This is a genomic window from Micromonospora sp. IBHARD003 (assembly GCF_056106285.1).
Map to the genome: position 1 here is coordinate 1,101,768 of NZ_JBWBBX010000001.1, position 20,331 is coordinate 1,122,098.

General features: G+C 70.4%; 20 protein-coding genes and 1 pseudogene. 15 read left to right on the forward strand and 6 right to left on the reverse strand.

The annotated features are described in order from the left end of the window. Positions 1–49: 49 nt before the first annotated feature. A pseudogene (locus ACTWOL_RS04740) lies at positions 50–528 on the forward strand (MarR family winged helix-turn-helix transcriptional regulator). A gap of 338 nt (positions 529–866) precedes the next feature. After that, entirely contained in the window at positions 867–1,097 is a 231-nt protein-coding gene (locus tag ACTWOL_RS04745; protein WP_474294636.1) for a hypothetical protein, read from the forward strand. Here the strand turns inward: ACTWOL_RS04745 and ACTWOL_RS04750 are convergent. After that, positions 1,091–1,573, reverse strand: coding sequence for a GNAT family N-acetyltransferase (locus tag ACTWOL_RS04750; protein WP_474294638.1), 483 nt, complete (start codon positions 1,571–1,573; stop codon positions 1,091–1,093). The two genes, ACTWOL_RS04745 and ACTWOL_RS04750, sit on opposite strands and share 7 nt — an antisense overlap. A 334-nt stretch (positions 1,574–1,907) precedes the next feature. Here ACTWOL_RS04750 and ACTWOL_RS04755 point away from each other — a divergent pair, with 334 nt between their 5' ends. From ACTWOL_RS04755 to mug, 3 genes are all read left to right on the forward strand, one after another. Beyond that, positions 1,908–2,750, forward strand: a complete 843-nt coding sequence (locus tag ACTWOL_RS04755) for an enoyl-CoA hydratase/isomerase family protein (RefSeq protein WP_474294639.1) — start codon at positions 1,908–1,910, stop codon at positions 2,748–2,750. A gap of 676 nt (positions 2,751–3,426) precedes the next feature. Continuing rightward, positions 3,427–4,860: an adenylosuccinate lyase gene (gene purB, locus ACTWOL_RS04760; protein ID WP_474294641.1), complete on the forward strand. Its 1,434-nt coding sequence runs from the start codon at positions 3,427–3,429 to the stop codon at positions 4,858–4,860. Positions 4,861–4,874: 14 nt separating this feature from the next. Further along, positions 4,875–5,474 (forward strand): G/U mismatch-specific DNA glycosylase, encoded by a 600-nt coding sequence (gene mug / locus ACTWOL_RS04765; RefSeq protein WP_474294643.1) that lies wholly within the window; start codon positions 4,875–4,877, stop codon positions 5,472–5,474. A gap of 131 nt (positions 5,475–5,605) precedes the next feature. On the opposite strand, the gene ACTWOL_RS04770 is transcribed toward mug, so the two are convergent. Continuing rightward, positions 5,606–6,049 (reverse strand): DUF4345 domain-containing protein, encoded by a 444-nt coding sequence (locus ACTWOL_RS04770; RefSeq protein ID WP_474294645.1) that lies wholly within the window; start codon positions 6,047–6,049, stop codon positions 5,606–5,608. 81 nt (positions 6,050–6,130) lie between these two features. Here ACTWOL_RS04770 and ACTWOL_RS04775 point away from each other — a divergent pair, with 81 nt between their 5' ends. Continuing rightward, positions 6,131–6,742 (forward strand): TetR/AcrR family transcriptional regulator, encoded by a 612-nt coding sequence (locus tag ACTWOL_RS04775; RefSeq protein ID WP_474294647.1) that lies wholly within the window; start codon positions 6,131–6,133, stop codon positions 6,740–6,742. 114 nt (positions 6,743–6,856) lie between these two features. Here ACTWOL_RS04775 and ACTWOL_RS04780 read toward each other — a convergent pair whose 3' ends face one another. Beyond that, a complete protein-coding gene (locus tag ACTWOL_RS04780; RefSeq protein ID WP_474294649.1) occupies positions 6,857–7,294 on the reverse strand; it encodes a hypothetical protein in 438 nt (145 codons plus the stop codon). Positions 7,295–7,481: 187 nt separating this feature from the next. On the opposite strand from ACTWOL_RS04780, the gene ACTWOL_RS04785 reads away from it, so the two are divergent. Together ACTWOL_RS04785 and ACTWOL_RS04790 are read left to right on the forward strand one after the other, a co-directional pair. Then, on the forward strand, positions 7,482–8,639 hold the full coding sequence (locus ACTWOL_RS04785; protein ID WP_474294651.1) for an ROK family transcriptional regulator: 1,158 nt from the start codon (positions 7,482–7,484) through the stop codon (positions 8,637–8,639). Positions 8,640–9,058: 419 nt separating this feature from the next. Beyond that, positions 9,059–9,670 (forward strand): hypothetical protein, encoded by a 612-nt coding sequence (locus ACTWOL_RS04790; protein WP_474294652.1) that lies wholly within the window; start codon positions 9,059–9,061, stop codon positions 9,668–9,670. A gap of 1 nt (position 9,671) precedes the next feature. On the opposite strand, the gene ACTWOL_RS04795 is transcribed toward ACTWOL_RS04790, so the two are convergent. Both ACTWOL_RS04795 and sigJ read right to left on the reverse strand, forming a co-directional pair. Next, on the reverse strand, positions 9,672–10,406 hold the full coding sequence (locus tag ACTWOL_RS04795) for a GntR family transcriptional regulator (protein ID WP_474294654.1): 735 nt from the start codon (positions 10,404–10,406) through the stop codon (positions 9,672–9,674). A 232-nt stretch (positions 10,407–10,638) separates the two neighbouring features. Then, positions 10,639–11,643, reverse strand: a complete 1,005-nt coding sequence (gene sigJ, locus ACTWOL_RS04800; protein WP_474294656.1) for an RNA polymerase sigma factor SigJ — start codon at positions 11,641–11,643, stop codon at positions 10,639–10,641. Between the two features lie 94 nt (positions 11,644–11,737). Between sigJ and ACTWOL_RS04805 the strand changes: the two genes are divergently transcribed. The 5 genes from ACTWOL_RS04805 to ACTWOL_RS04825 all read left to right on the forward strand — a co-directional run bounded on the left by ACTWOL_RS04805 (position 11,738) and on the right by ACTWOL_RS04825 (position 16,852). Beyond that, positions 11,738–12,568, forward strand: a complete 831-nt coding sequence (locus tag ACTWOL_RS04805) for an alpha/beta fold hydrolase (RefSeq protein WP_474294657.1) — start codon at positions 11,738–11,740, stop codon at positions 12,566–12,568. 182 nt (positions 12,569–12,750) lie between these two features. Further along, complete coding sequence (locus tag ACTWOL_RS04810; RefSeq protein ID WP_474294659.1) at positions 12,751–14,301, forward strand: alkaline phosphatase D family protein; 1,551 nt, start codon at positions 12,751–12,753, stop codon at positions 14,299–14,301. An 85-nt stretch (positions 14,302–14,386) separates the two neighbouring features. After that, on the forward strand, positions 14,387–14,806 hold the full coding sequence (locus ACTWOL_RS04815) for a hypothetical protein (RefSeq protein ID WP_474294661.1): 420 nt from the start codon (positions 14,387–14,389) through the stop codon (positions 14,804–14,806). Beyond that, positions 14,803–15,114 (forward strand): transcriptional regulator, encoded by a 312-nt coding sequence (locus ACTWOL_RS04820; RefSeq protein ID WP_474294663.1) that lies wholly within the window; start codon positions 14,803–14,805, stop codon positions 15,112–15,114. The genes ACTWOL_RS04815 and ACTWOL_RS04820 overlap by 4 nt, the downstream gene beginning before the upstream one ends. Positions 15,115–15,385: 271 nt before the next feature. Beyond that, positions 15,386–16,852, forward strand: a complete 1,467-nt coding sequence (locus ACTWOL_RS04825; RefSeq protein ID WP_474294665.1) for a GNAT family N-acetyltransferase — start codon at positions 15,386–15,388, stop codon at positions 16,850–16,852. Here the strand turns inward: ACTWOL_RS04825 and ACTWOL_RS04830 are convergent. Continuing rightward, positions 16,740–17,996 carry a trans-sulfuration enzyme family protein gene (locus ACTWOL_RS04830; protein WP_474294667.1) on the reverse strand — a complete coding sequence of 419 codons (1,257 nt, stop codon included), beginning with the start codon at positions 17,994–17,996 and terminating at the stop codon, positions 16,740–16,742. The two genes, ACTWOL_RS04825 and ACTWOL_RS04830, sit on opposite strands and share 113 nt — an antisense overlap. A 59-nt stretch (positions 17,997–18,055) precedes the next feature. Between ACTWOL_RS04830 and ACTWOL_RS04835 the strand changes: the two genes are divergently transcribed. Both ACTWOL_RS04835 and ACTWOL_RS04840 read left to right on the forward strand, forming a co-directional pair. Continuing rightward, positions 18,056–18,538 carry an Lrp/AsnC family transcriptional regulator gene (locus ACTWOL_RS04835; RefSeq protein ID WP_474294668.1) on the forward strand — a complete coding sequence of 161 codons (483 nt, stop codon included), beginning with the start codon at positions 18,056–18,058 and terminating at the stop codon, positions 18,536–18,538. Between the two features lie 72 nt (positions 18,539–18,610). Beyond that, positions 18,611–20,314: a DUF885 domain-containing protein gene (locus ACTWOL_RS04840; protein ID WP_474294670.1), complete on the forward strand. Its 1,704-nt coding sequence runs from the start codon at positions 18,611–18,613 to the stop codon at positions 20,312–20,314. Positions 20,315–20,331 lie beyond the last annotated feature (17 nt).

Genomic DNA, 20,331 nt, shown 5'->3' on the forward strand with positions numbered 1-20,331 from the left:
GCCGGGGATCCTCAAGATCCCCGACAGAGTCAGCCCTTAGGCTCGCCGAATGAACCGCCCGGACCCGGATGAGCAGTCCCAGCAGGGGTTCTCGCTGCTCCTTGACGACCAGATGCGCTTCGCGCTCTACGCCGCTTCGCGGGCAGTCACCGGGCTCTACCGGCCGATGCTCGACAGGCTGGGTCTGACGTACCCGCAGTACCTGGCCATGCTGGCGCTCTGGGAGCGAGGCGAGTCCTCGGTCAAAGAGCTCGGTGCGGCGCTCCACTTGGACTACGGCACTCTGACGCCACTGCTCAAGCGGCTGGAGGCGAACGGCTTGCTGTGCGTCGCGAGCGCCGCCCCGACAACGAGCGCGCGGTCCCGATCACCCTCACCGAGGAGGGCGCCGCGCTGTGGGAGCGAGCCCGCGCCATCCCCGCAGCGATCGGTGACGCCATGGGGCTCGGTCCCGAGGAGTTCGAACACACCCGCGCCACCCTGCGCCGACTGACCGGCAACGTCGCCGCCCGCACTCTCCGTACGTGAAGACACAGGAGGCGGTGGGCCGCCCACTCCGGTAACCACCTCCCCGGCCCTGCCCTGCTCCCCACACCGGATACCGGACTTCGAGCAGCACGCGCCCCGGCGGCCGGAGCCGTAGCCCAGCTGGAAGGCTACATAAGCCAGTTGGGTCCGGTTGGCAGACCCGGTCTTGCCGTGCAACCGACGGACGTAGGTGTCGACCGTGTGAGGACCGAGGCCCATCCGGCGGGCTCGCCAACCTCGCCTACGCCCTTGAGCTGGCCGAGCGGCTCAACGGCGCCGGCGTCTCGGTCTTCGCGGCAGACCCCGGCGGCGCCGCGACCGACATGACCAACGGCACTATGACCGATCCGAGCATCGTCTCCCCGGGACTGAGACTGCTCTGGCCACTGGTCCGGCGTAAGTTCGAACGCTCGACGTCAGGTCCGGCCTCCCTGGCGGCCAAGCCCTCGATCTTCGCCGCGACCGACCGCTCGATGGCCGACCGGACCGGCGTCGTCATCGGACCCCAGGTGCATCCCGTGGCTCCGTTCCGTGCGGCAGGGCTGGGGTATCGGGGTGCTGGTCACTGACCGGGCGGCGCCGTACCCGGGCGGGTAAGCAGCTGCCGCAGGTCTACGCCGAAGAGTCCGGTGCCCGCAACTGGCCGGAATCCGTGCGCATTGAAGAACGCGAACCGTCCACCCGAGTTTTCGCGGTGATCGGGCCAGAGCACCAAGAAACGACGCCCGGCGCCGTGCTCATCCTGCGCGAAGTGGCGCAGGAGATCGCCTGCGATGCCCCGCCTGCGCATGTCCGGGTCGGTGAGGACGTAGTTGACCTGCGCCCACGGGGTCGGGAAGCCGGACACCTCGGTGTCGGTCTCGTAGCGCACTGTGCCCTCAAGCCATCCCACGACACGTCCCTTGGCCAGTGCCACGTACTGTGTGAACACCTGCAGGCCATTCTGCTGAAGTTCCTTGGCCAGCTGGGTCCAATTCTCGGCGAGCAGGAGTTCGTAAAGCTCCGCATGATGTGCGTCCGCCAGGCGGACCACCTTGATCGACATGGCGGCAGGGTAGGACGTTCTCACCCGCGACACGCGCTCACAGCGTCGCCTTCGTGCTCGTGGTGACGAGAATCGACTGTTCCCTGAGCGCCCGACGACCGTCTGGACTTGGCGACCGCCCGATCACCTCAGGGGTACACCGAGGCGGCGCGGCATAGCATGGCAAACCCGAATGAAAGGGTAACTGTCGTGCCCTGAGCGATCTGGAAACGGCACCATCAGCTTCGGCCTGGTCGCCACCCCCGTTTCAGGTCGTCCCCGTCGCCGAATCTCAGGACACCACGCTGAACGGCGGCCACGACAAGGACCGGCTACGCAATGGCAGGAGGACGAGATGACCGCCTCGTACGAAACCATCCTCACCAGGCTGGACGGCGACGTCCTGTCCGCCACGTTCAACGCGCCGCCGATGAACCTCATCGGACCCGACGTCGTGCGGGACCTGGTCGCACTGCTTGAGGACGTGTCACACCCGACCGCCCCACGCGTGGTGGTCTTCGACAGCGCGGACGCCGACTTCTTCTTCCCGCACGTCGACATGACGAAGGTCCCCGAGTACACCGCTGAGGCCGCGAAGGCCGGAGGCCCAGGCGATGCCTCCCTGGGAATGCTTTTCCGTAAGCTGAGCCAGCTCCCGGCTGTCACCATCGCCAAACTGCGCGGCCGCGCCCGGGGAGCGGGCAGCGAGTTCCTCCTCGCCTGCGACATGCGCTTCGCCTCCCGGGAAAAGGCCATCCTGGGCCAGCCCGAAGTCGGAATCGGAACACCCCCCGGCGCGGGCGCGATCCAGCACCTCACCCGACTCCTCGGCCGTGGCCGTGCACTCGAAGCCGTGCTGACGTCATCCGACTTCGACGCCGAACTCGCCGAACGCTACGGATGGGTCAACCGTGCGGTTCCTGAAGCCGAACTGGACGCATTCGTCGCAGGTATCGCCGCGCGCATCAGCGGCTTCCCCCGCGATGCGCTGATCGCATCCAAGTCGGCCATCAACGCCATCAGCTTGCCGACTCCCGCCGAAGTACGCGCAGACGCCGCGCTGTTCCAGCAACTCGTCCGAGGCGATGGAGTACGGCAACGCACGGCGCAGCTGTTCAAGCAGGGCTTCCAGACTCGTGGTGCCACCGAACTCAATCTCGGAGACGCCCTCGGGGGCCTTGAGGCCGCCGACGGGTGACGAGAACACGGCGACCACTGCCGGGGCGCAGGAGTCCTGGAGGCCCTCACCCGGGGCACGCGCTCACGGCGTCACCCTGCCGCTCGCGGCCGGTCTGCTCGACGTACCGGCCGGTCCCGCTGCTGCTCGGGACTGGTCACGGCGCCGTGATCAACCGTGGGCAGGGTGACGGTACGGAAGGTCGTCACTGCGACACCCCCTCGGCAACCAGGCGCAGCAGCGCGGCGTACTCGCCGCGGGTCCACCCAGGGCGCACGGCGGCGCGGCGGCGAGCAGTGCCCGCTCCGCGTCGCAGGCGGTCCCTGTGGGCCCCGTGCATCCGCTCGGCGAAGGCGAAGGGCCTGAGCGAGCCGGGTGGCCTCCAGCATCACGGCGTGGGGCCGGCAGTCGGAGAGCTGGGTGAGAAGGGTGCGCGTGTCCGCGCTGAGTACGGGCGGACTGGCCGCAGCGTGCGTTGTACGGTCCTGCGTGGGCATGGACTCCTTGATCGGAAGGAATTCGGATCAGGGCCGCGGCCGGTGCGTGCATCCGGTCAGGGGCCGCCGCCGTCTCGCGGATTTCTTGCGGAACGCATGTGTGCCGACGGGCTAAGCGGGCCAAGCGCCTCTGACCTGGACTTTCATCGACTGCGTGGACGTTCGCGGACCGCCGTGGACGGCAGGTAAACTTCCTCCACGTGACTGCCAAGCCCCGCATCCCCAATGTCCTGGCCGGCCGCTACGCCTCCGCGGAGCTTGCCGTCCTGTGGTCCCCCGAGCACAAGGTGAAGCTGGAGCGCCGGCTCTGGCTGGCCGTCCTGCGGGCCCAGAAGGATCTCGGGATCGAGGTGCCCGACGCCGCCCTGGCGGATTACGAGCGTGTGCTCGACCAGGTCGACCTCGCCTCGATCGCCGAGCGCGAGAAGGTGACCCGGCACGATGTGAAGGCTCGTATCGAGGAGTTCAACGCCCTCGCCGGCCACGAGCACGTACACAAGGGCATGACCTCCCGCGATCTGACCGAGAACGTGGAGCAGCTGCAGATCCGCCTCTCGCTGGAGCTTGTGCGGGACCGCACGGTCGCGGTGCTCGCCCGCCTCGGCAAGCTGTCGGGCGAGTACGCGGAGCTGGTGATGGCGGGCCGCTCGCACAATGTCGCGGCGCAGGCCACGACGCTCGGCAAGCGGTTCGCCACGGCCGCCGACGAGCTGCTCGTCGGCTACGCGCGGCTGGAGGAGCTGCTCGGCCGCTATCCGCTGCGCGGTATCAAGGGCCCCGTCGGCACCGCCCAGGACATGCTCGATCTGCTCGGCGGGGACGCCGCCAAGCTCTCCGAGCTGGAGCAGCGCATCGCGGCGCACCTGGGCTTCGCGCACGCCTTCACCTCGGTCGGCCAGGTGTACCCCCGCTCCCTGGACTACGACGTCGTCACGTCGCTGGTGCAGCTCGCCGCCGCACCGTCCTCCCTGGCGAAGACGATCCGGCTGATGGCCGGGCACGAGCTGGTCACCGAGGGCTTCAAGCCCGGCCAGGTCGGCTCGTCCGCGATGCCGCACAAGATGAACACCCGTTCCTGCGAGCGCGTCAACGGGCTGATGGTCATCCTGCGTGGGTACGCGTCGATGACCGGCGAGCTGGCGGGCGACCAGTGGAACGAGGGCGACGTCTCGTGCTCGGTGGTGCGCCGGGTCGCGCTTCCGGACGCATTCTTCGCTTTCGACGGTCTGCTGGAGACCTTCCTGACGGTGCTGGACGAGTTCGGGGCGTTCCCCGCGGTCGTCGCGCGTGAGCTCGACCGCTATCTCCCCTTCCTGGCCACGACCAAGGTGCTCATGGGCGCGGTGCGCGCGGGAGTCGGCCGGGAGGTCGCGCACGAGGCCATCAAGGAGCACGCCGTCTCCTCGGCGCTCGCGATGCGCGAGCAGGGTGCCGAGCGCAACGAGCTCCTGGACAAGCTCGCCGCCGACGAGCGCATCCCGCTGGACCGCTCGCAGCTCGACGCCCTCATGGCGGACAAGCTGTCCTTCACGGGCGCGGCGGCCGACCAGGTCGCCACGGTCGTCTCGCGTATCGAGGAGATCGTCAAGCAGCACCCCGAGGCCGCCGGATACGCCCCGGGGTCGATCCTCTGAGCCGGACCGACCGGATGACCCAGATGCCCCGGACGGCCCGGATCACCCGTGCCGAGCTGGAGGCCGCCCGCGATCGCATCGTCCCCGATGTGATCGCGGACGGCCTGGGCGTGCTCTTCTGCGGCATCAACCCCGGGCTGATGACGGCCGCGACGGGACATCACTTCGCCCGCCCGGGAAACCGCTTCTGGCCGGTGCTGCATCGGTCGGGTTTCACCCCGCGCCGGTTGCGGCCGGACGAACAGGGCGAACTGCCGGCGTACGGACTCGGCATCACCAATGTGGCCGCCCGGGCCACCGCTCGTGCCGACGAGCTGAGCGCCGACGAGTTCCGCGAGGGAGGCCGCATCCTCGCCGAGAAGGTGGAGCGGTACCGGCCCCGGTGGCTCGCGGTCGCCGGAGTCACGGCGTACCGCACGGCGTTCGGCGACCGCGGTGCCGAAATCGGCTCTCAGGAACGGACGATCGGCTATACGCGGATCTGGGTGCTGCCCAATCCCAGCGGCTTGAACGCCCATTGGACGCCGCTGACCATGGCACAGGAGTACGGCAGGCTGCGGGTGGCGGCCTTCGGTCCGGACGACGAGCCGGGGACCGGTGCCGCCCTCCCCTGACGAGGCACCACGCCCGGCCGGGAGGGGCCACGCCCCACCGCCCCGATCCTGATAGTGATCCTGCGGTGCACACCGCCCGGGCCACGGAGTCGCCACGGCCGTACCGGCCGGTGCCCGGCCACCGCGGCGGATCAGTGTGCGGCGCCGGATGCGCCGCGGTCGCGGGACCGCCCCTGCACCACGGCTCCCTGCGCCTTCTCGTCGGCATCCGCCAGCCAGAAGTACACCGGCGGCAGCACCAGCTCGATCACCGTCAGCACCACCTGGAATCCGTGCGGCATGCCGTGTACGGCGAGTGAAAGCAGCCGGCCGACCGCACCGAGCAGGAACACTCCGGCGAGCACCCGCACCGGCGTGGCGGGGATCGGAGACAGCCGCGCCACCCAGAGCCAGGCGACGCCGTACCCGCTGAAGATCGCGCCGAGGAAACGGCCCAGACTGTCGATGGTCGGACCGGCCGAGCCCTCGCCCGGGACGGCGGCGTTGCCGAGCACCACATGGGCGAGTCCGATCACCACGCAGGCGTACCCCATGGCGAGTGCGAGACCCCGAAGTGCCCTGCTTCTGGTCGTCATTGCTGTCATCTCCCTCTTAGTAGACACGCGTATACCAGGGTAGGACCCACTAGTAGACGCGTGTCAAGTAATATGCGTCCCGTGCCTCCCCGTCAGCGGCTGAGTCCTGCCGAACGCCGCAGCCGGCTCCTCGCCGTCGCCGCGCAGCTCTTCGCCGCGCATCCGTACGACGACGTACTGATGGAGGACGTCGCCGAACGGGCCGGGGTCTCCCGCGCGCTGCTCTACCGGCACTTCCCGAGCAAGCGCGACCTCTTCGCCGCCCTCTACAGCCAGGTGGCCGAGCAGCTGCTCGCCAAGACCCGGCTCGACCCCGCCGACACCCTGGTCGACCAGCTCATCGAGGGTCTGGACGCCCATATCGACTACTTCGCGGAGAACCGCAACACCGTTCTCGCGGCGAACCGCGTGCTGGCCGGCGACCGCCTGATCCAGACGATCATCGCCGACGAACTCGACGCCCTGCGCGAGGGCCTGCTCGCCGCGCTCCCGCTCGCCGACGACGGTGCCCGCCGGGAAGCCGTCTCCGGGGTGCTGAAGAGCTGGCTGGTGTTCGTCCAGGTGCTCTGCGTGGACTGGCTCACCCAGCAGACCTGCAGCCGCACGGAACTGCGCGATGTGTGCATCGGCGCCGTACTGGGCGCGATCCGGCCCCTCCTCGACGAGGATCCCGCCCCGGACTGGCCGCGCTGACGGCAGCACGGCGGCAGACCGGACCGTAGCGACAGACGGCAGGGTGGCGACAGACGGCGCCATGGCAGGTGAAACCCGCAAGAGAATGCCGGGGCGCACGGTCCAGGCGAAGCCCTACGGCGGATCGGTCGCCGTGACGACGGCCAGAAGCTGGTACGGCAACTCCGTGTCCCACTTCGAGACGCCGAGCGCCACCCACAGACCGTCGACACGCCACACATGCACATCGGGCACGGAGTTGCAGAGCACGTGCCAGGGCTCGGGTATCGCCTCATCGCCCTCGAGGGACCGGATGAGGACCGACTGCAGACTGAACACCTGCGGCGCGCCCCAGCGTTCACCGAGCAGTAGCGCCAGGGCCTCGCGCTCTGCCTCGAACTCCTCACCGACGGCCTCCATCCGCCATCGGTCGTCCCAGAATTCCTCGCTCGTGCTCAGCTCGGCCATGTGGAAGCCGGGGCCGCTGTCGCCCAGGTCCGACCGGCCGGGCTCCGCGGGGAAGGGGCGGGAGCGCAGCAGGTCGATGGCCGCCAGATGCCGAGCGAGGGTCATGCGTTCCAGTAAACCCGCCCCCACTGACATATGGCATGCCGTCAGTCAGGGGCCCGGCACCCCCTTCCACCGTCCGCCGGGTGAGGCCGCCACCCCACCAGCCCGATGGGCCGCCACGACCCTCGCCCCCGTGCCACGGCATTGAGTACGATCCGCCAGACACCCTCACGACCAGGAAGGACACACCGTGGCGCGGCTGACCGGCGGAGACCCGTCGCTGCTGCGGCGCATCAACTCCGCGGTGGTACTCCATGTACTGAGGGGCGCCGGGTCCCCGACGCTCACCGATCTGACTCGTCTCACAGGCCTCTCGCGCCCCACTGTCGAGGGCGTACTCGAAGGGCTGATCGTGGACGGGCTCGTCACCGAGGCCGAGCCCGAGGAAGGGGGCGTCCGCCGGCAGGGCCGACCGGCGCGGCGGTTCCGGTTCCGGTCGGAGGCCGGGCATCTCCTGGGGGTGGAGATCGGTCCGCACCGGGTGGCCGCCCTGCTGTGCGGGCTCGACGGCCGGATCAGGGGCTCCGGTTCGCGGGAGGTGGCGGAGACCGCCTCGGCCGATGAGCGCATCGAGCGGGTGCGCACGGTGGTCGCCGACGTACTGCGCCGCTCCGGTGTCGCCCGCGGCTCACTGCGCGCCGTGGGGGTCGGGACGCCGGGAATCGTGGAGGCCGGCGGTACCGTGCGGCTGTGCACGGCGCTTCCGGGCTGGACGGGGCTCGCCCTCGGCGAGCGGCTGCGCCGTTCGTTCCGCTGCCCGGTACTGGTGGAGAACGACGCCAACTGCGCCGCGGTCGCCGAGCACTGGAAGGGCGCCGCAACGGACTCCGACGACCTTGTGTTCGTACTCGCGGGGCTGAGTCCCGGCGCGGGATCCCTCATCGGCGGACGGCTCCACCGGGGCTACGGCGGCGCCGCCGGGGAGATCGGCGCGCTGCATCTGCTGGGGCGCGAGGCCACACCGGAGGCGCTGCTGTCGACGACGGGCGAACCGCTGCATCCGCTGGACGAGCAGGCCGTCGCGGAGGTCTTCGCCCGGGCCCGTCAGGGCGACGAGCGGGCACGCGCGGCAGTGGACCGGTTCATCCAGCGGCTGGTGCACGACGTCGCGGCGCTGGTGCTGGCGCTGGACCCGGAGCTGGTCGTCGTCGGGGGCTGGGCGGCCGGACTCGACGGCGTACTCGGTCCGTTGCGCGACGAGCTGTCGCGCTACTGCCTGCGCCCGCCGCGTGTCGAGCTGTCCGTGCTCGGCGAGGCCGCGGTCGCGACGGGGGCGCTGCGGCTGGCCCTGGACCGAATCGAGGAGCAGTTGTTCGCCGTGGAGGGCACGGTGACGGCACGCCGCTGAGCGCGGCTCCCCCAGGTCCCGTCCGGGCGGTCCTCGAGGACCACCCGCGGCGTCAGGCGCCTGAGGTCTCCCCAAGCCCGAGGGGAAGCATCGCAAGGCGGTGGGGTACCCCAGTTCCTCCATCCGCCGGGCGGTCTCGCCGCATCCGGCCGGATCCGGTTCACAGCCGGGACTCGAACACGATGGTGCAGTAGGGCGGTTCGTGACTTTCGCAACGTCATCACCCTTGTGGGTGACAAGAATTCCCCTTTTCTCGCACTCATATCCATTCATTCGCACCTACATGCGTTTTATCCCGGTAATACATGAGCAAGGCACTTCATCCGCATGCCACACTTCCCCACCGGAACTTCACTCTTTGGGCGTTCGCCCCCCGTGAGCACCAACGAGGGTCTATGCGCAAGCACATCGGAGGAACCATGACGACGTCGCCGTCCCCCAATGACGCCACGATCAAGGCCGCGAAGATCGGCGGGGCCGCCGTACTCGTCGCCGCGATCATCGGTGGCGGCTTCATGCTGTTCAAGGACGACGGAGGGACCAAGACCGTCAGCGACACCAAGGCCGACCGCGCGTGCGGCACCACCGTCGGCGGCCAGGGCGACTCCCACGACACCACCATCGTGTGCGAAGGGTCCCCCAAGGAGCCGGACCACGAGGCCTCCGGCTCCAAGGCACCGGAGGGGGAGGGCCCTTGGCCGTACCTCGTCTACAAGACGGTCGTGGGCAACAACGACGAAGGACTGTTCGTCCGCAGTTGCCCGGAGGAGAGCGGCTGCCACCGGACCGGCCACGTCTTCAAGAGCACGGTCCTGTATGCGGTCTGCCAGAAGAAGAACGTCGGCTACAAGGCCGGCTGGCCGGAGGCGGACGACACCTGGCTCAAGATCAAGTGGCCGACGGACAAGGAGTGGAAGGAAGGCGACCCGAGGCTGTCGAGCTCCACGTCCGACACGGAGAGCGGCTGGGTCCTCTCCTACTTCACCACTCCCAGGGAGCACAACGGCGACATCCCCGAGTGCCGGGCCTGAGCTAATCGCCGAAGGTCAGCCGGCAGGTGTCCGCGCGGTACGTCGCGACGGAAACCGCCGCGGTGCGCTCGGCGCTGAAGTAGCGCGTGGTGACGACCAGAACGGGCGCACCCGGCAGCCGGTCCAGCTCCTTGGCGTCGTCGGCACGGGCCGAGCCCAGCTCCACGGCACGGTCCTGGCCGTCCAGAGCCAGGGACTGGAGCGCGCCCAGCACGTCCCTGGCCCGGGTGGCGCCCGCGGACGCGTCGGCCGTGAGGGCGTGCCCGGCAGCTGGTCCGGGGCCGAAGCCGCTGGGAATGTAGATCAGTTCGGCGCCGACCGGCTGACCGTGCCGGAACAGCATCCGACGCACGGTGTGGACGTCCTCCTGGCCCTCGGTGCCGAGCGCGAAGGCCACCATGGCAGGGGGCCGTGCCAAGGCGCAGCCGAGTGGCTCCCACGCGTCCCCCGGCGCACCGGGCCAGCCCTGAGGGGACGTCGAGACGTCGACGCCCATGCGAGGCGGTGCCACGGTGGTACCCACGCCGCGGCGGCGCTGCAACCGCCCCTCCAGCTCCAGCTGTTCGAGCGCCTGGCGCAGGGTGGCACGGGCAACACCGAAGCGGGCGGCCAGCTCACGCTCGTTGGGAAGGATCTCGCCGACCGTGAACTCGGAGTCGAGTGCCTCGCCGATCACGGTCTTGAGGTGCCAGTACTTCGGCTCCGGCACCGCGTCCAACTGCGTGGTCCCCACCATGCCCTCCGCGCTTGCCCGTACCGGTGGTTTTCCGTGCCCTTGTTTATTAAAGGTTCCTGCACTATCTCTGCGACCATAGGGCGGCCCCCTCGGTTGGTCAAGACCAATCCTCGCGGCCGCACCGCCCCGTGTCACCGTGCGTCGAGAAGCGTTTACAGGACGTTGGTGTGAGCGGGAAGCGCAAACGGCCCCATGCCCCGCACAGTGGCCGGAACCGGTCGCAGGGGGTGCCCTAGGCGCGCAGGGCGGTGAGCTTGTCGGGATTGCGCACCAGATAGATGCACTGGATCCGCTCGTCCCTGACCTCGATCTGGAGGACGGTGTCGGGCTGCCCGCCGGAGAGCACCAGCAGCCCGGGGGCGCCGTTGACCTCCGTGAGGCGGAAGTCGGCTCGTACCGGCGGTTCCTTTGCCACGGCGAAGAGGAAGCGGCCCACCTTGTCCGCCGTCTCGATGACACGCCGCGGCGCCTTCGACTTTCCACCGCTGTCACTGACGAGCCGGACGTCGGGCGCGAGCAGGGAGAGCAGGGCGTCGAGGTCGCCTCCGCCCGCCGCGGCCAGGAACCGCTCGGTGAGATCGCGGCGTTGGTCCGCGTCGACGTCGTAGCGCGGCCTGCGCTCCTCGACATGGCGCCGGGCCCTTCCGGCGAGCTGCCGCACGGCCGCCTCACTGCGTCCGAGGGTCACCGCGATCTCGGTGTACGGGAATCCGAACGCCTCGCGCAGCACGAACACCGCGCGCTCCAGCGGAGAGAGCGATTCGAGGACGATCAGCACGGCGAACGACACGGACTCCTCGAGTACGGCGCGCTCGGCGGTGTCGGGTGCGCTTTGGCCGAATTCGGTCGCGATGGGCTCGGGCAGCCAGGGTCCGACGTACGTCTCGCGCCGGGACTGCGCTTGCCGCAGCCGGTCGATGGCCAGCCGGGTGGTGATCCTGACGAGATATCCGCGGGGCTCCCGGACGTCCGCGCGCTCCTCGGCGGACCAGCGCAGCCAGGCCTCCTGCACCACGTCCTCGGCATCGGCGAACCGGCCCAGCATCCGGTAGGCCACACCGGTCAGCACCGGGCGGTGTGTTTCGAAGACGTCGGTCGCGGTGTCGGCTGCCACTGCTCCATACCAGCCGAGACCGGCGGCGATGTCCAGGCGGTTCCGGTGCGGCGCCGAGCACACACCCACTGCCCGGCCGCGCGGAACGTACGCCGTGACCGCGCGGTGGTGAGCCGGGCGCATGGCACACCCCCTTGTACTGGGAGCTACTGAGCGGTAATTGTTTGCTGACAAGCCGTCTCAGCAGACGCGGCCGACAAGCACAGGGAGCAGCGGCATGGCCTCGAAGGTCTCGTTCAGCGTGGAATCGGCCGGCGTGCGTCACACGCTGGCCGTGACGTACGAGCGAAGGGGCTCGGGCGAACCGCTGCTGCTGCTCCACGGCATCGGGCACCACTGGCAGGCCTGGGAGCCGGTCATCCCGCTGCTGGCCCCGGAGCGCGATGTCGTCGCCGTCGACCTGCCGGGCTTCGGCGACTCCCCCGCGCTGCCCGACGGCATGTCGTACGACCTGTCCACCGTGGTGCCCGCGCTCGGGGCGCTCTGCGAAGCGCTCGGGATCGACCGGCCGCATGTCGCGGGCAACTCGCTCGGCGGCCTGCTCGCCCTGGGACTGGGCCGCGAGAAGCTCGTGCGGTCCGTGACCGCGCTCTCCCCCGCGGGCTTCTGGACGGAGGGTGAACGCCGGTACGCCTTCGGTGCGTTGCTCGCCATGCGGCGCGGCGCCCGGGTGCTGCCCCGGCCGGTGCTCGACGGGCTGTCGCGCAGTGCCGCCGGGCGTGCGGCGCTGACCGGCACCATCTACGCGCGCCCGGGCCGCCGTTCGCCCGAGGCCGTGGTCGCCGAGACCCTCGCGCTGCGCGGGGCCACCGGGTTCCACGAGACACTGGGCGCTGGTCGCGGGGTCCTGTTCACCGACGACGTGCCCGAGATTCCGGTCACCGTGGCCTGGGGCACGCGTGACCGTCTGCTGCTGCGCCGCCAGGGTGTCCGGGCCAAGCACGCCATCCCGGGCGCCCGGCTGGTGCGTCTGCCCGGCTGCGGCCATGTGCCGATGAACGACGATCCCGCGCTCGTCGCCCGGGTGATCCTCGACGGCAGCCGCTGAGCCGGCCGTCCCACCCGGGACGCACGACGCACCGCCCTGCGACACTCCGGACGTACTTCCCCAATGGGGGGGACCTGGACCGGCGGTTGTTCACGTGAGGTTCGTGTGCCGGCTGTCGCGAGGCACTAGACATGAGCACGGCAACCTCCCCCGTCCACGATTCACGACCTGGAGGCAGTGCGATGTCCTACAACCGTCGTGCGGTGCTTCGCGGTTCGCTCGCCGCGTCGGCCGCGCTCACCCTGGGGGCTGCGGCCCCCGCCCAGGCCCTGCGCGGCAGACCGAACGCCGTCTGGGGCATCCAGACGGGAGATGTCACCGCGTCGTCGGGGCTGGTGTGGGCGCGGTCGGACCGGCCCGCCCGGATGCTCGTCGAGACATCGGCGACCGAGTCCTTCCGGCACACGCACCGTTGGTTCGGACCGCTGCTCGGGCCGGGAACGGACTTCACCGGCACGACCGCGCTGCGCGGTCTCCCCGCGGGCGAACAGATCCACTACCGGGTCACGTTGACCGATCCCGACGACCCGCGCCGCTCCGGGGAGCCGCTGTACGGGACGTTCCGCACCGCTCCGGCACGACGGGGCTCGGGTGTGCGCTTCCTGTGGTCGGGAGACATCGCCGGGCAGGGCTGGGGCATCAACCCCGACATCGGCGGCTTCCGCGCGTACGAGGAGATGCGCCGCCTCGACCCGGACTTCTTCCTCTGCAGCGGTGACACCATTTACGCGGACGGACCGCTGAGCCCGTCCGTGACGCTCCCCGACGGACGGGTGTGGCGCAATCTCATGACCGAGGAGAAGTCCAGGGTCGCCCAGACGCTCGACGAGTACCGCGGGAACTTCCGCTACAACCTGCTGGACGAGAACGTCCGGCGGTTCAACGCGCAGGTCCCGACGGTGGTCCAGTGGGACGACCACGAGGTGCGCAACAACTGGTACCCGGGCCAGATCCTGGACGACCCGCGCTACACGGAGAAGGACGTCGACGTACTGGCCGCCCGGGCACTGCAGGCGTTCGGCGAGTACTTCCCGGTCTCGACGCTGCACAGGAGCGGGGACGAGGGCCGGATACACCGGGTCGTGCGCCGGGGCCCCCTGCTCGACGTGTTCGTGCTCGACATGCGCTCGTACCGGAACGCGAACTCCCCCGGCCGGCAGGCCGACGACACCACCGGCATCCTGGGGGCCGACCAGCTCGCGTGGCTCAAGCGGGAACTGTCGCGATCGCGTGCGGTGTGGAAGGTCATCGCCTCGGACATGCCGCTCGGGCTCGTCGTCGCGGACGGTGCCGCCAACTTCGAGGCGGTCGCCCAGGGCGATCCGGGTGCTCCCCTCGGGCGTGAGCTGCAGATCGCCGACCTGCTGCGGTTCATCAAGCACCGGAGGATCACTGGCACGCTGTGGCTGACCGCGGACGTCCACTACACGTCCGCGCACCACTACGCGCCGGAGCGGGCGGCGTTCAAGGACTTCGCCCCCTTCTGGGAGTTCGTTTCCGGGCCGCTGGCCGCCGGCGGCTTCCCGGCGAACGCGCTGGACGGCACCTTCGGTCCGGAGCGGGTCTTCGTACGGGCCCCGAAGCGGGGCAATGTGTCGCCGATGGAATCGCCGCAGTACTTCGGCGAGGTGGACATCGACGGCGGCAGCGGTGAGCTGACGGTGCGTCTGCGAGCGGAGGGCGGAACCGTGCTCTTCAGCAAGGTGCTTCAGCCGGGTCGGGTCGGTCAGTAGCGACGACACCCGAGCCTCCCTGTTGTCTCGACGGCATCAACTTGCCATACTGGAAAGTAGATGCCGTCGAGACAACGGGGGAAACATGTCCGAACACATCGATGCCGCCGAGGCGTTGGGCCGATCCGCACGCATGGAGAGGGCCTCGAGGGGACGAAGCACGTGGTACTCGCTCTATCTCCTGCTGTTCGCCGCCACCCAACTGGCGCTGATACCCGTCGTGTTGCTGCTGCACGGGACACCGGCCACGCCGGTCTCGATAGGCCTCTACGCCGTGGTGCTGTCCGGGCTGACCGTCTACGCGGGACGGCAACGGGCGATGCGGCGCGGCTTCGGCGTCCGGCACACCGCCACCATGGCGACGTGGGGGGTCCTCTACGGCCTCGCGATCGGGCTCGGCTCCACGTTCTTCCGTGACAACGCGCTGTTCGCGACCCTCGCGGCGGCGGTGTGCACGGTGCCACTGGCGGTGACCGCCCATCTGGAGCGGCGGCCGGACGCATGACCGACACAACGCCGGGCATTCATCCCCGTCACGCGCTGGAACCCCTGCTGACCTCTCCGGTGCGTCTCTCGGTCGTCGCCGCCCTGGCCCCTCTGGACAAAGCGGAGTTCGCCTTCGTCCGCGATCTGGTCGAGGTCACCGACTCCGCACTGTCGAAGCAGGTGGCAGCGCTCGAGGAAGCGGGCCTGGTCGCGGTGAGCAAGGGCAGGGTGGGACGCAGGGCCCGTACCTGGCTGGTGCTGACGGACCACGGAAGAGCCGTCTACCGGCGCCACCTCGAGGCACTGCGAGCGATCGCCGGGGGCTGAGAAGAGTCCCGCGTCCAGGCGCTGTCCCGCGTACGCACCGCGTCGTGCCGTGTCGTGTTGCGTTGTGTCGTAGTCTTGCCGAACTCCCGGGCGGGGGCGGCTCCTCCGGCGGCGGTTCAGACGGGACGACCGCGGGACGCGATACGTCAGCTCCGCGCACACGCCGGAGCAGAAGCGAGCCAAAACAACCGAAGACAAGACAAAAACAGGCTTAACCAGGCAGTCACAAAGCGTTCGCGATCAGGCAACAAGGCTCCGTCACAGTGAGGGCATGACTGATGTGACGTCCGCGAAGCGTACCCATCGCCGCCACCACTGGCGGCGGGATCTCGTCGAACTGGCCGCCCTGTTCACCGCCGTGGCGGTTGCCGACGCCGTGGCGAACACCGTCGCCCATGGCCCCGACGGCCCGTATCTGCTCGTGGTGTCGGCCATCGCCCTCGTCGCCACGGCCACGTTCCACACATGGTGGGCACGCCGCCACGGCCATGCACCTCCCGCCACCGATACCGGCGGTCCCGGAGCGACGGCTTCCGGGACCGTACGCACCGACCCGGCCGCCGGAACCGCAGCCGCCGGTGAGCCGGGACGTCCGCATGAGACGGCACTGTGGCGCATGCGCACGACGGTGAAGGACCAGCCCGGCAGTCTCGCCGCCCTGTGCACGGCGCTCGCCCGCCACCGCGTGGACATCCTGACCTTGCAGACCCATCCGCTGACCGAAGGAACGGTCGACGAGTTCCTGCTGCGCGCCCCCGCGGCACTCCCGGCACAGCAGATCACCCGCGAGGTGTCGGCCGCGGGCGGCAGCGGGACCTGGATCGAGCGCGCGGACGCCCACGACCTGGTGGACACACCGACCCGGCTGCTGGGCCTCGCCACCCGCACCGCCCTCGATGCCGCCGAACTCCCGCTCGCCCTGCGCCAGCTGCTCGGCCGGTGCACCATCCGCTCGCTGCCCGCGCTCACCCTCGGCGGCCGGCCCGCGGGCGAGCCCGCCCCCGTCGAAGGGGTGCTCGACGAGACCATGATGCGGCTGCGCGACCCGAACGGCGGGACGATCACGGTGGAACGGCCGTATCTGCCGTTCACTCCCACCGAGTTCGCCCGTGCCCGGGCGCTCGTCGAACTCGACGCCCGGCTCGGCCCGCGCGTCCCCCGCAGCCAGGACGTGCTGACACTGCCCGAGGGGGGCGAGATCACGGTGCGCAGAGCCGACCGGGACGACGTCCCGGCCGCCCGGGCGATGCACGACCGCTGCTCCGCACGGACCCTGAGCCTGCGCTACCACGGCCCGGTCGGCGACGCCGACCGCTATCTCAACCATCTGCTCAGCCCGCGCTACGGCCGTACCCTGGCCGTCGAGAGCGCGTCCGGCCGGCTCGTCGCCCTCGGCCATCTGCTCTGGGACGGCGACGAGACCGAGGTGGCCCTCCTCGTCGAGGACGACTGGCAGCGCCGCGGCATCGGCTCCGAACTGCTGGGCCGCCTGGTCACGATGGCCGTCGAGGCGGGATGCGAGAGCGTGTACGCCGTGACCCAGGCGTCCAACACCGGCATGGTCGCGGCCATGCGCGGTCTCGGCCTCCCGCTCGACTACCAGATCGAGGAGGGCACCCTGGTGATCACTGCCCGGCTGAGCGCGCCCCCGGCACCGTCCCGGCCTCCGTACGAGGCGCAGGAAGACCCGCCGCGTGATCTGTCTCTGCGTCCGCACGGCCGGACCGAGCGGAGGTAGAGCTCAGCGCCTCGCACAGGTCCGCCCAGAGGTCCTCGACGTCCTCGAGGCCGACCGACATACGCAGCAGCCGGTCGCTGACCCCGGCGGCACGCCGGTCTCCCTCGGCCACGATGCGGTGGCTGATGGAGGCCGGGTGCTGGATCAGGGTGTCGACGCTGCCGAGGCTCACCGCGGGCGTGATCAGCCGGACGCCGGCGATCACCTCGCGCGGGTCGCCGTACACCTCGAAGGCGACCATCGCGCCACCCACCCGGGGATAGTGGACCCGGGCGACCCGCGGATCGGCGGCGAGTCGCCTGGCCAGGTCGGCCGCGGTCACCGAGGCCGCCCGCACCCGTACCGGCAGCGTGGACAGGCCCCGCAGCAGCAGATAGCCGGCCATCGGATGCAGCACCCCGCCGGTGGCGAACCGCACCTGGCGCAAGGCGGCGGCGAACTCCTCGTCGCAGGCGACGACTCCGCCCATCACATCGCCGTGCCCGCCCAGGTACTTGGTCGCACTGTGCAGCACGAGCCGCGCGCCCTGCCCCACGGGACGCTGCAGCACCGGGGTGGCGAAGGTGTTGTCGACCAGCAGCGGCACCGAACCGCAGGCGTGGGCGAGACCCCTGATGTCGGTCTCGGTGAGGGTCGGGTTCGCCGGGGTCTCGACCATGACCAGTCCGGTGTCCGGCCGGATCGCGGCGGCGGCACCGGCGGGATCGGTCCAGGTCACCTCGGTGCCCAGCAGTCCGCCGTCCAGCAGATGGTCGCTGCAGCCGTACAGCGGCCGGACCGCGACCACATGGCGCAGCCCCATCGAGGCCCTGACCAGCAGTACGGCGGTCAGAGCCGCCATTCCGCTGGCGAAGGCCACCGCGTCGGCCGCTCCCTCGAGCCGGGCGAGCGCGGTCTCGAAACGGGCAGTGGTGGGGTTGTCGAGCCGGGCGTAGACGGGCGGCCCGTCCAGCCGGGCGCCGGTAGACGCGAAAGCGTCGATCCGTGCGGCTTCCTCCGCAACATCGTGCGAGGGGTAGGTGGTGGACAGATCGATCGGTGCGGCGTGCAGGCCCAGCGACACGAGGTCTTCGCGGCCGGCGTGCACGGCTTCGGTGGCGAGCGCCCGGGTGGGGACGGGGACGTTCGAGGAGGCGGGGTCCATGGCCGCACTGTGAACAACTACCGGCCGGTAGGGTCATAGCTCCGTGTTACGTTCGGGCCATGGCCGAATCCGTCGCCCTCGACCCGGTGGATCTCCACATACTGCGTGTTCTGCAGAACGACGCCCGGACCACCTACCGGGAGGTGGCCGCGGAGGTGGGCGTCGCACCGTCGACCTGCCTGGACCGGGTCGCCCGGCTGCGCCGCAGCGGCGTGATCCTCGGCCATCAGCTCCGTATCGATCCGGCCAAACTCGGGCGGGGGCTTGAAGCCCTGCTGTCCGTTCAGGTACGTCCGCACCGACGTGAGCTGATCGGTCCCTTCGTCGACCGCATCCGGGCGCTGCCCGAGTCACGTGCGCTCTTCCACCTGACCGGTCCCGACGACTATCTGGTGCACGTCGCCGTCGCCGACACCGCCGATCTCCAGAGGCTGGTGCTCGACGAGTTCACCTCGCGGCCGGAGGTCGCCCGCGTGGAGACACGGCTGATCTTCCAGCAGTGGGACTGCGGGCCGCTCCTTCCGCCCGCTCCGGAGGCCTGAGAGCAGACGTTTGTCGGCCACCGGCATCGGACGGTGGTGACGCCGGCCCCTGCTTCGCATCAGGATGCCCCTATGCCAGAGACACCGAGCAGCGTACTGCCCCGCCGGATCGCAGACGCCTACGTCGACGCCCTCATCGAGCTGGACCCGATCACCGGAACCTACCTGGGAGTCCCGGAGAGCGCCGGACGCCTCCCCGACTTCTCCCCGGCCGGCCGGGAGGCCGTGGCCGCACTCGCCCGTACGACGCTGGCCCGGCTCGGTGCGGCGGAGGATGTGCCCGGCGCCGATGCGGACGCGGAGCGGCGCTGCGCCCGTCTGCTGAGGGAGCGGCTCACGGCCGAACTGGCGGTGCACGATGCCTGCGAGGGGCTGCGCGAGGTCAGCAACCTTCACTCCCCCGCACACGCGGTGCGCATGGTCTTCACCGTGATGGCGACCGAGTCGAAGGCCGACTGGGCCATGGTCGCCGAACGGCTGCGGGCCGTACCGGACGCGCTCGGGGGATACCGGGCCTCCCTCACCCTGGGCCTCGAGCGCGGGCTGCCCGCCGGGCCGCGGGCCACCGCGGCCTTCATCGGACAGCTCGCGGAGTGGTCGGGGGCGGCGGACCGGGGCGGCCGAAGCTGGTTCCAGGAGTTCGTCGCGGCGGGCCCGGCCGAACTGAGCGCCGAGCTCGACAGTGCGGCCGAGACGGCCACGGCGGCGTTCCTCGGGCTCCACGACTGGATGCGCGATGTCTACGCCCCCGCGATCGCCGGTGCTTCCGACACGGTGGGCCGTGAGCGATACGCCCGCTGGACCCGCTACTTCCTGGGCACCGACCTCGATCTCGACGAAGCCTACGCATACGGCTGGTCCGAATACCACCGGCTGCTCGACGAGATGAAGGCCGAGGCCGACAAGATCCTCCCGGGCGCGGGCCCCTGGGAGGCCCTCGCCCACCTCGATGAGCACGGCAGCCACATCGAGGGGGTCGAAGAGGTCCGGGTCTGGCTGCAGCAGCTGATGGACGAGGCGATCGAGGCCCTCGACGGCACGCACTTCGAGCTGGCCGAGCGGGTACGGACAGTGGAATCGCACATCGCTCCCGCGGGCAGCGCGGCGGCCCCGTACTACACCGGGCCTTCCGAGGACTTCTCACGACCGGGCCGGACCTGGCTGCCGACCATGGGCGAGACGCGTTTTCCCGTGTACGACCTGGTGTCGACCTGGTATCACGAGGGCGTACCCGGCCACCATCTGCAGATCGCGCAGTGGGCGCACGTCGCCGACCGGCTCTCCCGCTACCAGGCCACCGTGGGCTCGGTCAGCGCCAACTGCGAGGGCTGGGCGCTGTACGCGGAGCGTCTGATGGACGAACTCGGCTTCCTGCCCGACGCGGAGCGCCGCCTCGGGTATCTGGACGCGCAGATGATGCGGGCCTGCCGGGTGATCGTCGACATCGGCATGCATCTGGAGCTCACGATCCCGGCGGACTCACCCTTCCATCCGGGCGAGCGCTGGACCCCTGCGCTGGCCCAGGAGTTCTTCGGACGTCACAGCGGGCGGCCGGCGGAGTTCGTGGAGAGCGAACTGACCCGCTATCTCTCCCTGCCGGCCCAGGCCATCGGCTACAAGATCGGTGAGCGCGCCTGGCTCCAGGGCCGTGAGAAGGCCCGCGCCGCCCATGCCGCGCGCGGTGACGACTTCGACGCCAAGGCCTGGCACATGGCCGCCCTGTCCCAGGGCCCACTGGGCCTCGACGACCTGGTCGAAGAGCTGTCCGGGCTCTGACACCGCTGTCCGGATTC

Bases quoted from the DNA above. Each gene is read 5' to 3' on its own strand.
- ACTWOL_RS04745 (WP_474294636.1), top strand. From the start codon at position 867: ATGACCGATCCGAGCATCGTCTCCCCGGGACTGAGACTGCTCTGGCCA.
- ACTWOL_RS04750 (WP_474294638.1), bottom strand. From the start codon at position 1,573: ATGTCGATCAAGGTGGTCCGCCTGGCGGACGCACATCATGCGGAGCTT.
- ACTWOL_RS04755 (WP_474294639.1), top strand. From the start codon at position 1,908: ATGACCGCCTCGTACGAAACCATCCTCACCAGGCTGGACGGCGACGTC.
- mug (WP_474294643.1), top strand. From the start codon at position 4,875: ATGACCCAGATGCCCCGGACGGCCCGGATCACCCGTGCCGAGCTGGAG.
- ACTWOL_RS04770 (WP_474294645.1), bottom strand. From the start codon at position 6,049: ATGACGACCAGAAGCAGGGCACTTCGGGGTCTCGCACTCGCCATGGGG.
- ACTWOL_RS04780 (WP_474294649.1), bottom strand. From the start codon at position 7,294: ATGACCCTCGCTCGGCATCTGGCGGCCATCGACCTGCTGCGCTCCCGC.
- ACTWOL_RS04790 (WP_474294652.1), top strand. From the start codon at position 9,059: ATGACGACGTCGCCGTCCCCCAATGACGCCACGATCAAGGCCGCGAAG.
- ACTWOL_RS04795 (WP_474294654.1), bottom strand. From the start codon at position 10,406: ATGGTGGGGACCACGCAGTTGGACGCGGTGCCGGAGCCGAAGTACTGG.
- sigJ (WP_474294656.1), bottom strand. From the start codon at position 11,643: ATGCGCCCGGCTCACCACCGCGCGGTCACGGCGTACGTTCCGCGCGGC.
- ACTWOL_RS04805 (WP_474294657.1), top strand. From the start codon at position 11,738: ATGGCCTCGAAGGTCTCGTTCAGCGTGGAATCGGCCGGCGTGCGTCAC.
- ACTWOL_RS04810 (WP_474294659.1), top strand. From the start codon at position 12,751: ATGTCCTACAACCGTCGTGCGGTGCTTCGCGGTTCGCTCGCCGCGTCG.
- ACTWOL_RS04815 (WP_474294661.1), top strand. From the start codon at position 14,387: ATGTCCGAACACATCGATGCCGCCGAGGCGTTGGGCCGATCCGCACGC.
- ACTWOL_RS04820 (WP_474294663.1), top strand. From the start codon at position 14,803: ATGACCGACACAACGCCGGGCATTCATCCCCGTCACGCGCTGGAACCC.
- ACTWOL_RS04825 (WP_474294665.1), top strand. From the start codon at position 15,386: ATGACTGATGTGACGTCCGCGAAGCGTACCCATCGCCGCCACCACTGG.
- ACTWOL_RS04830 (WP_474294667.1), bottom strand. From the start codon at position 17,996: ATGGACCCCGCCTCCTCGAACGTCCCCGTCCCCACCCGGGCGCTCGCC.
- ACTWOL_RS04835 (WP_474294668.1), top strand. From the start codon at position 18,056: ATGGCCGAATCCGTCGCCCTCGACCCGGTGGATCTCCACATACTGCGT.
- ACTWOL_RS04840 (WP_474294670.1), top strand. From the start codon at position 18,611: ATGCCAGAGACACCGAGCAGCGTACTGCCCCGCCGGATCGCAGACGCC.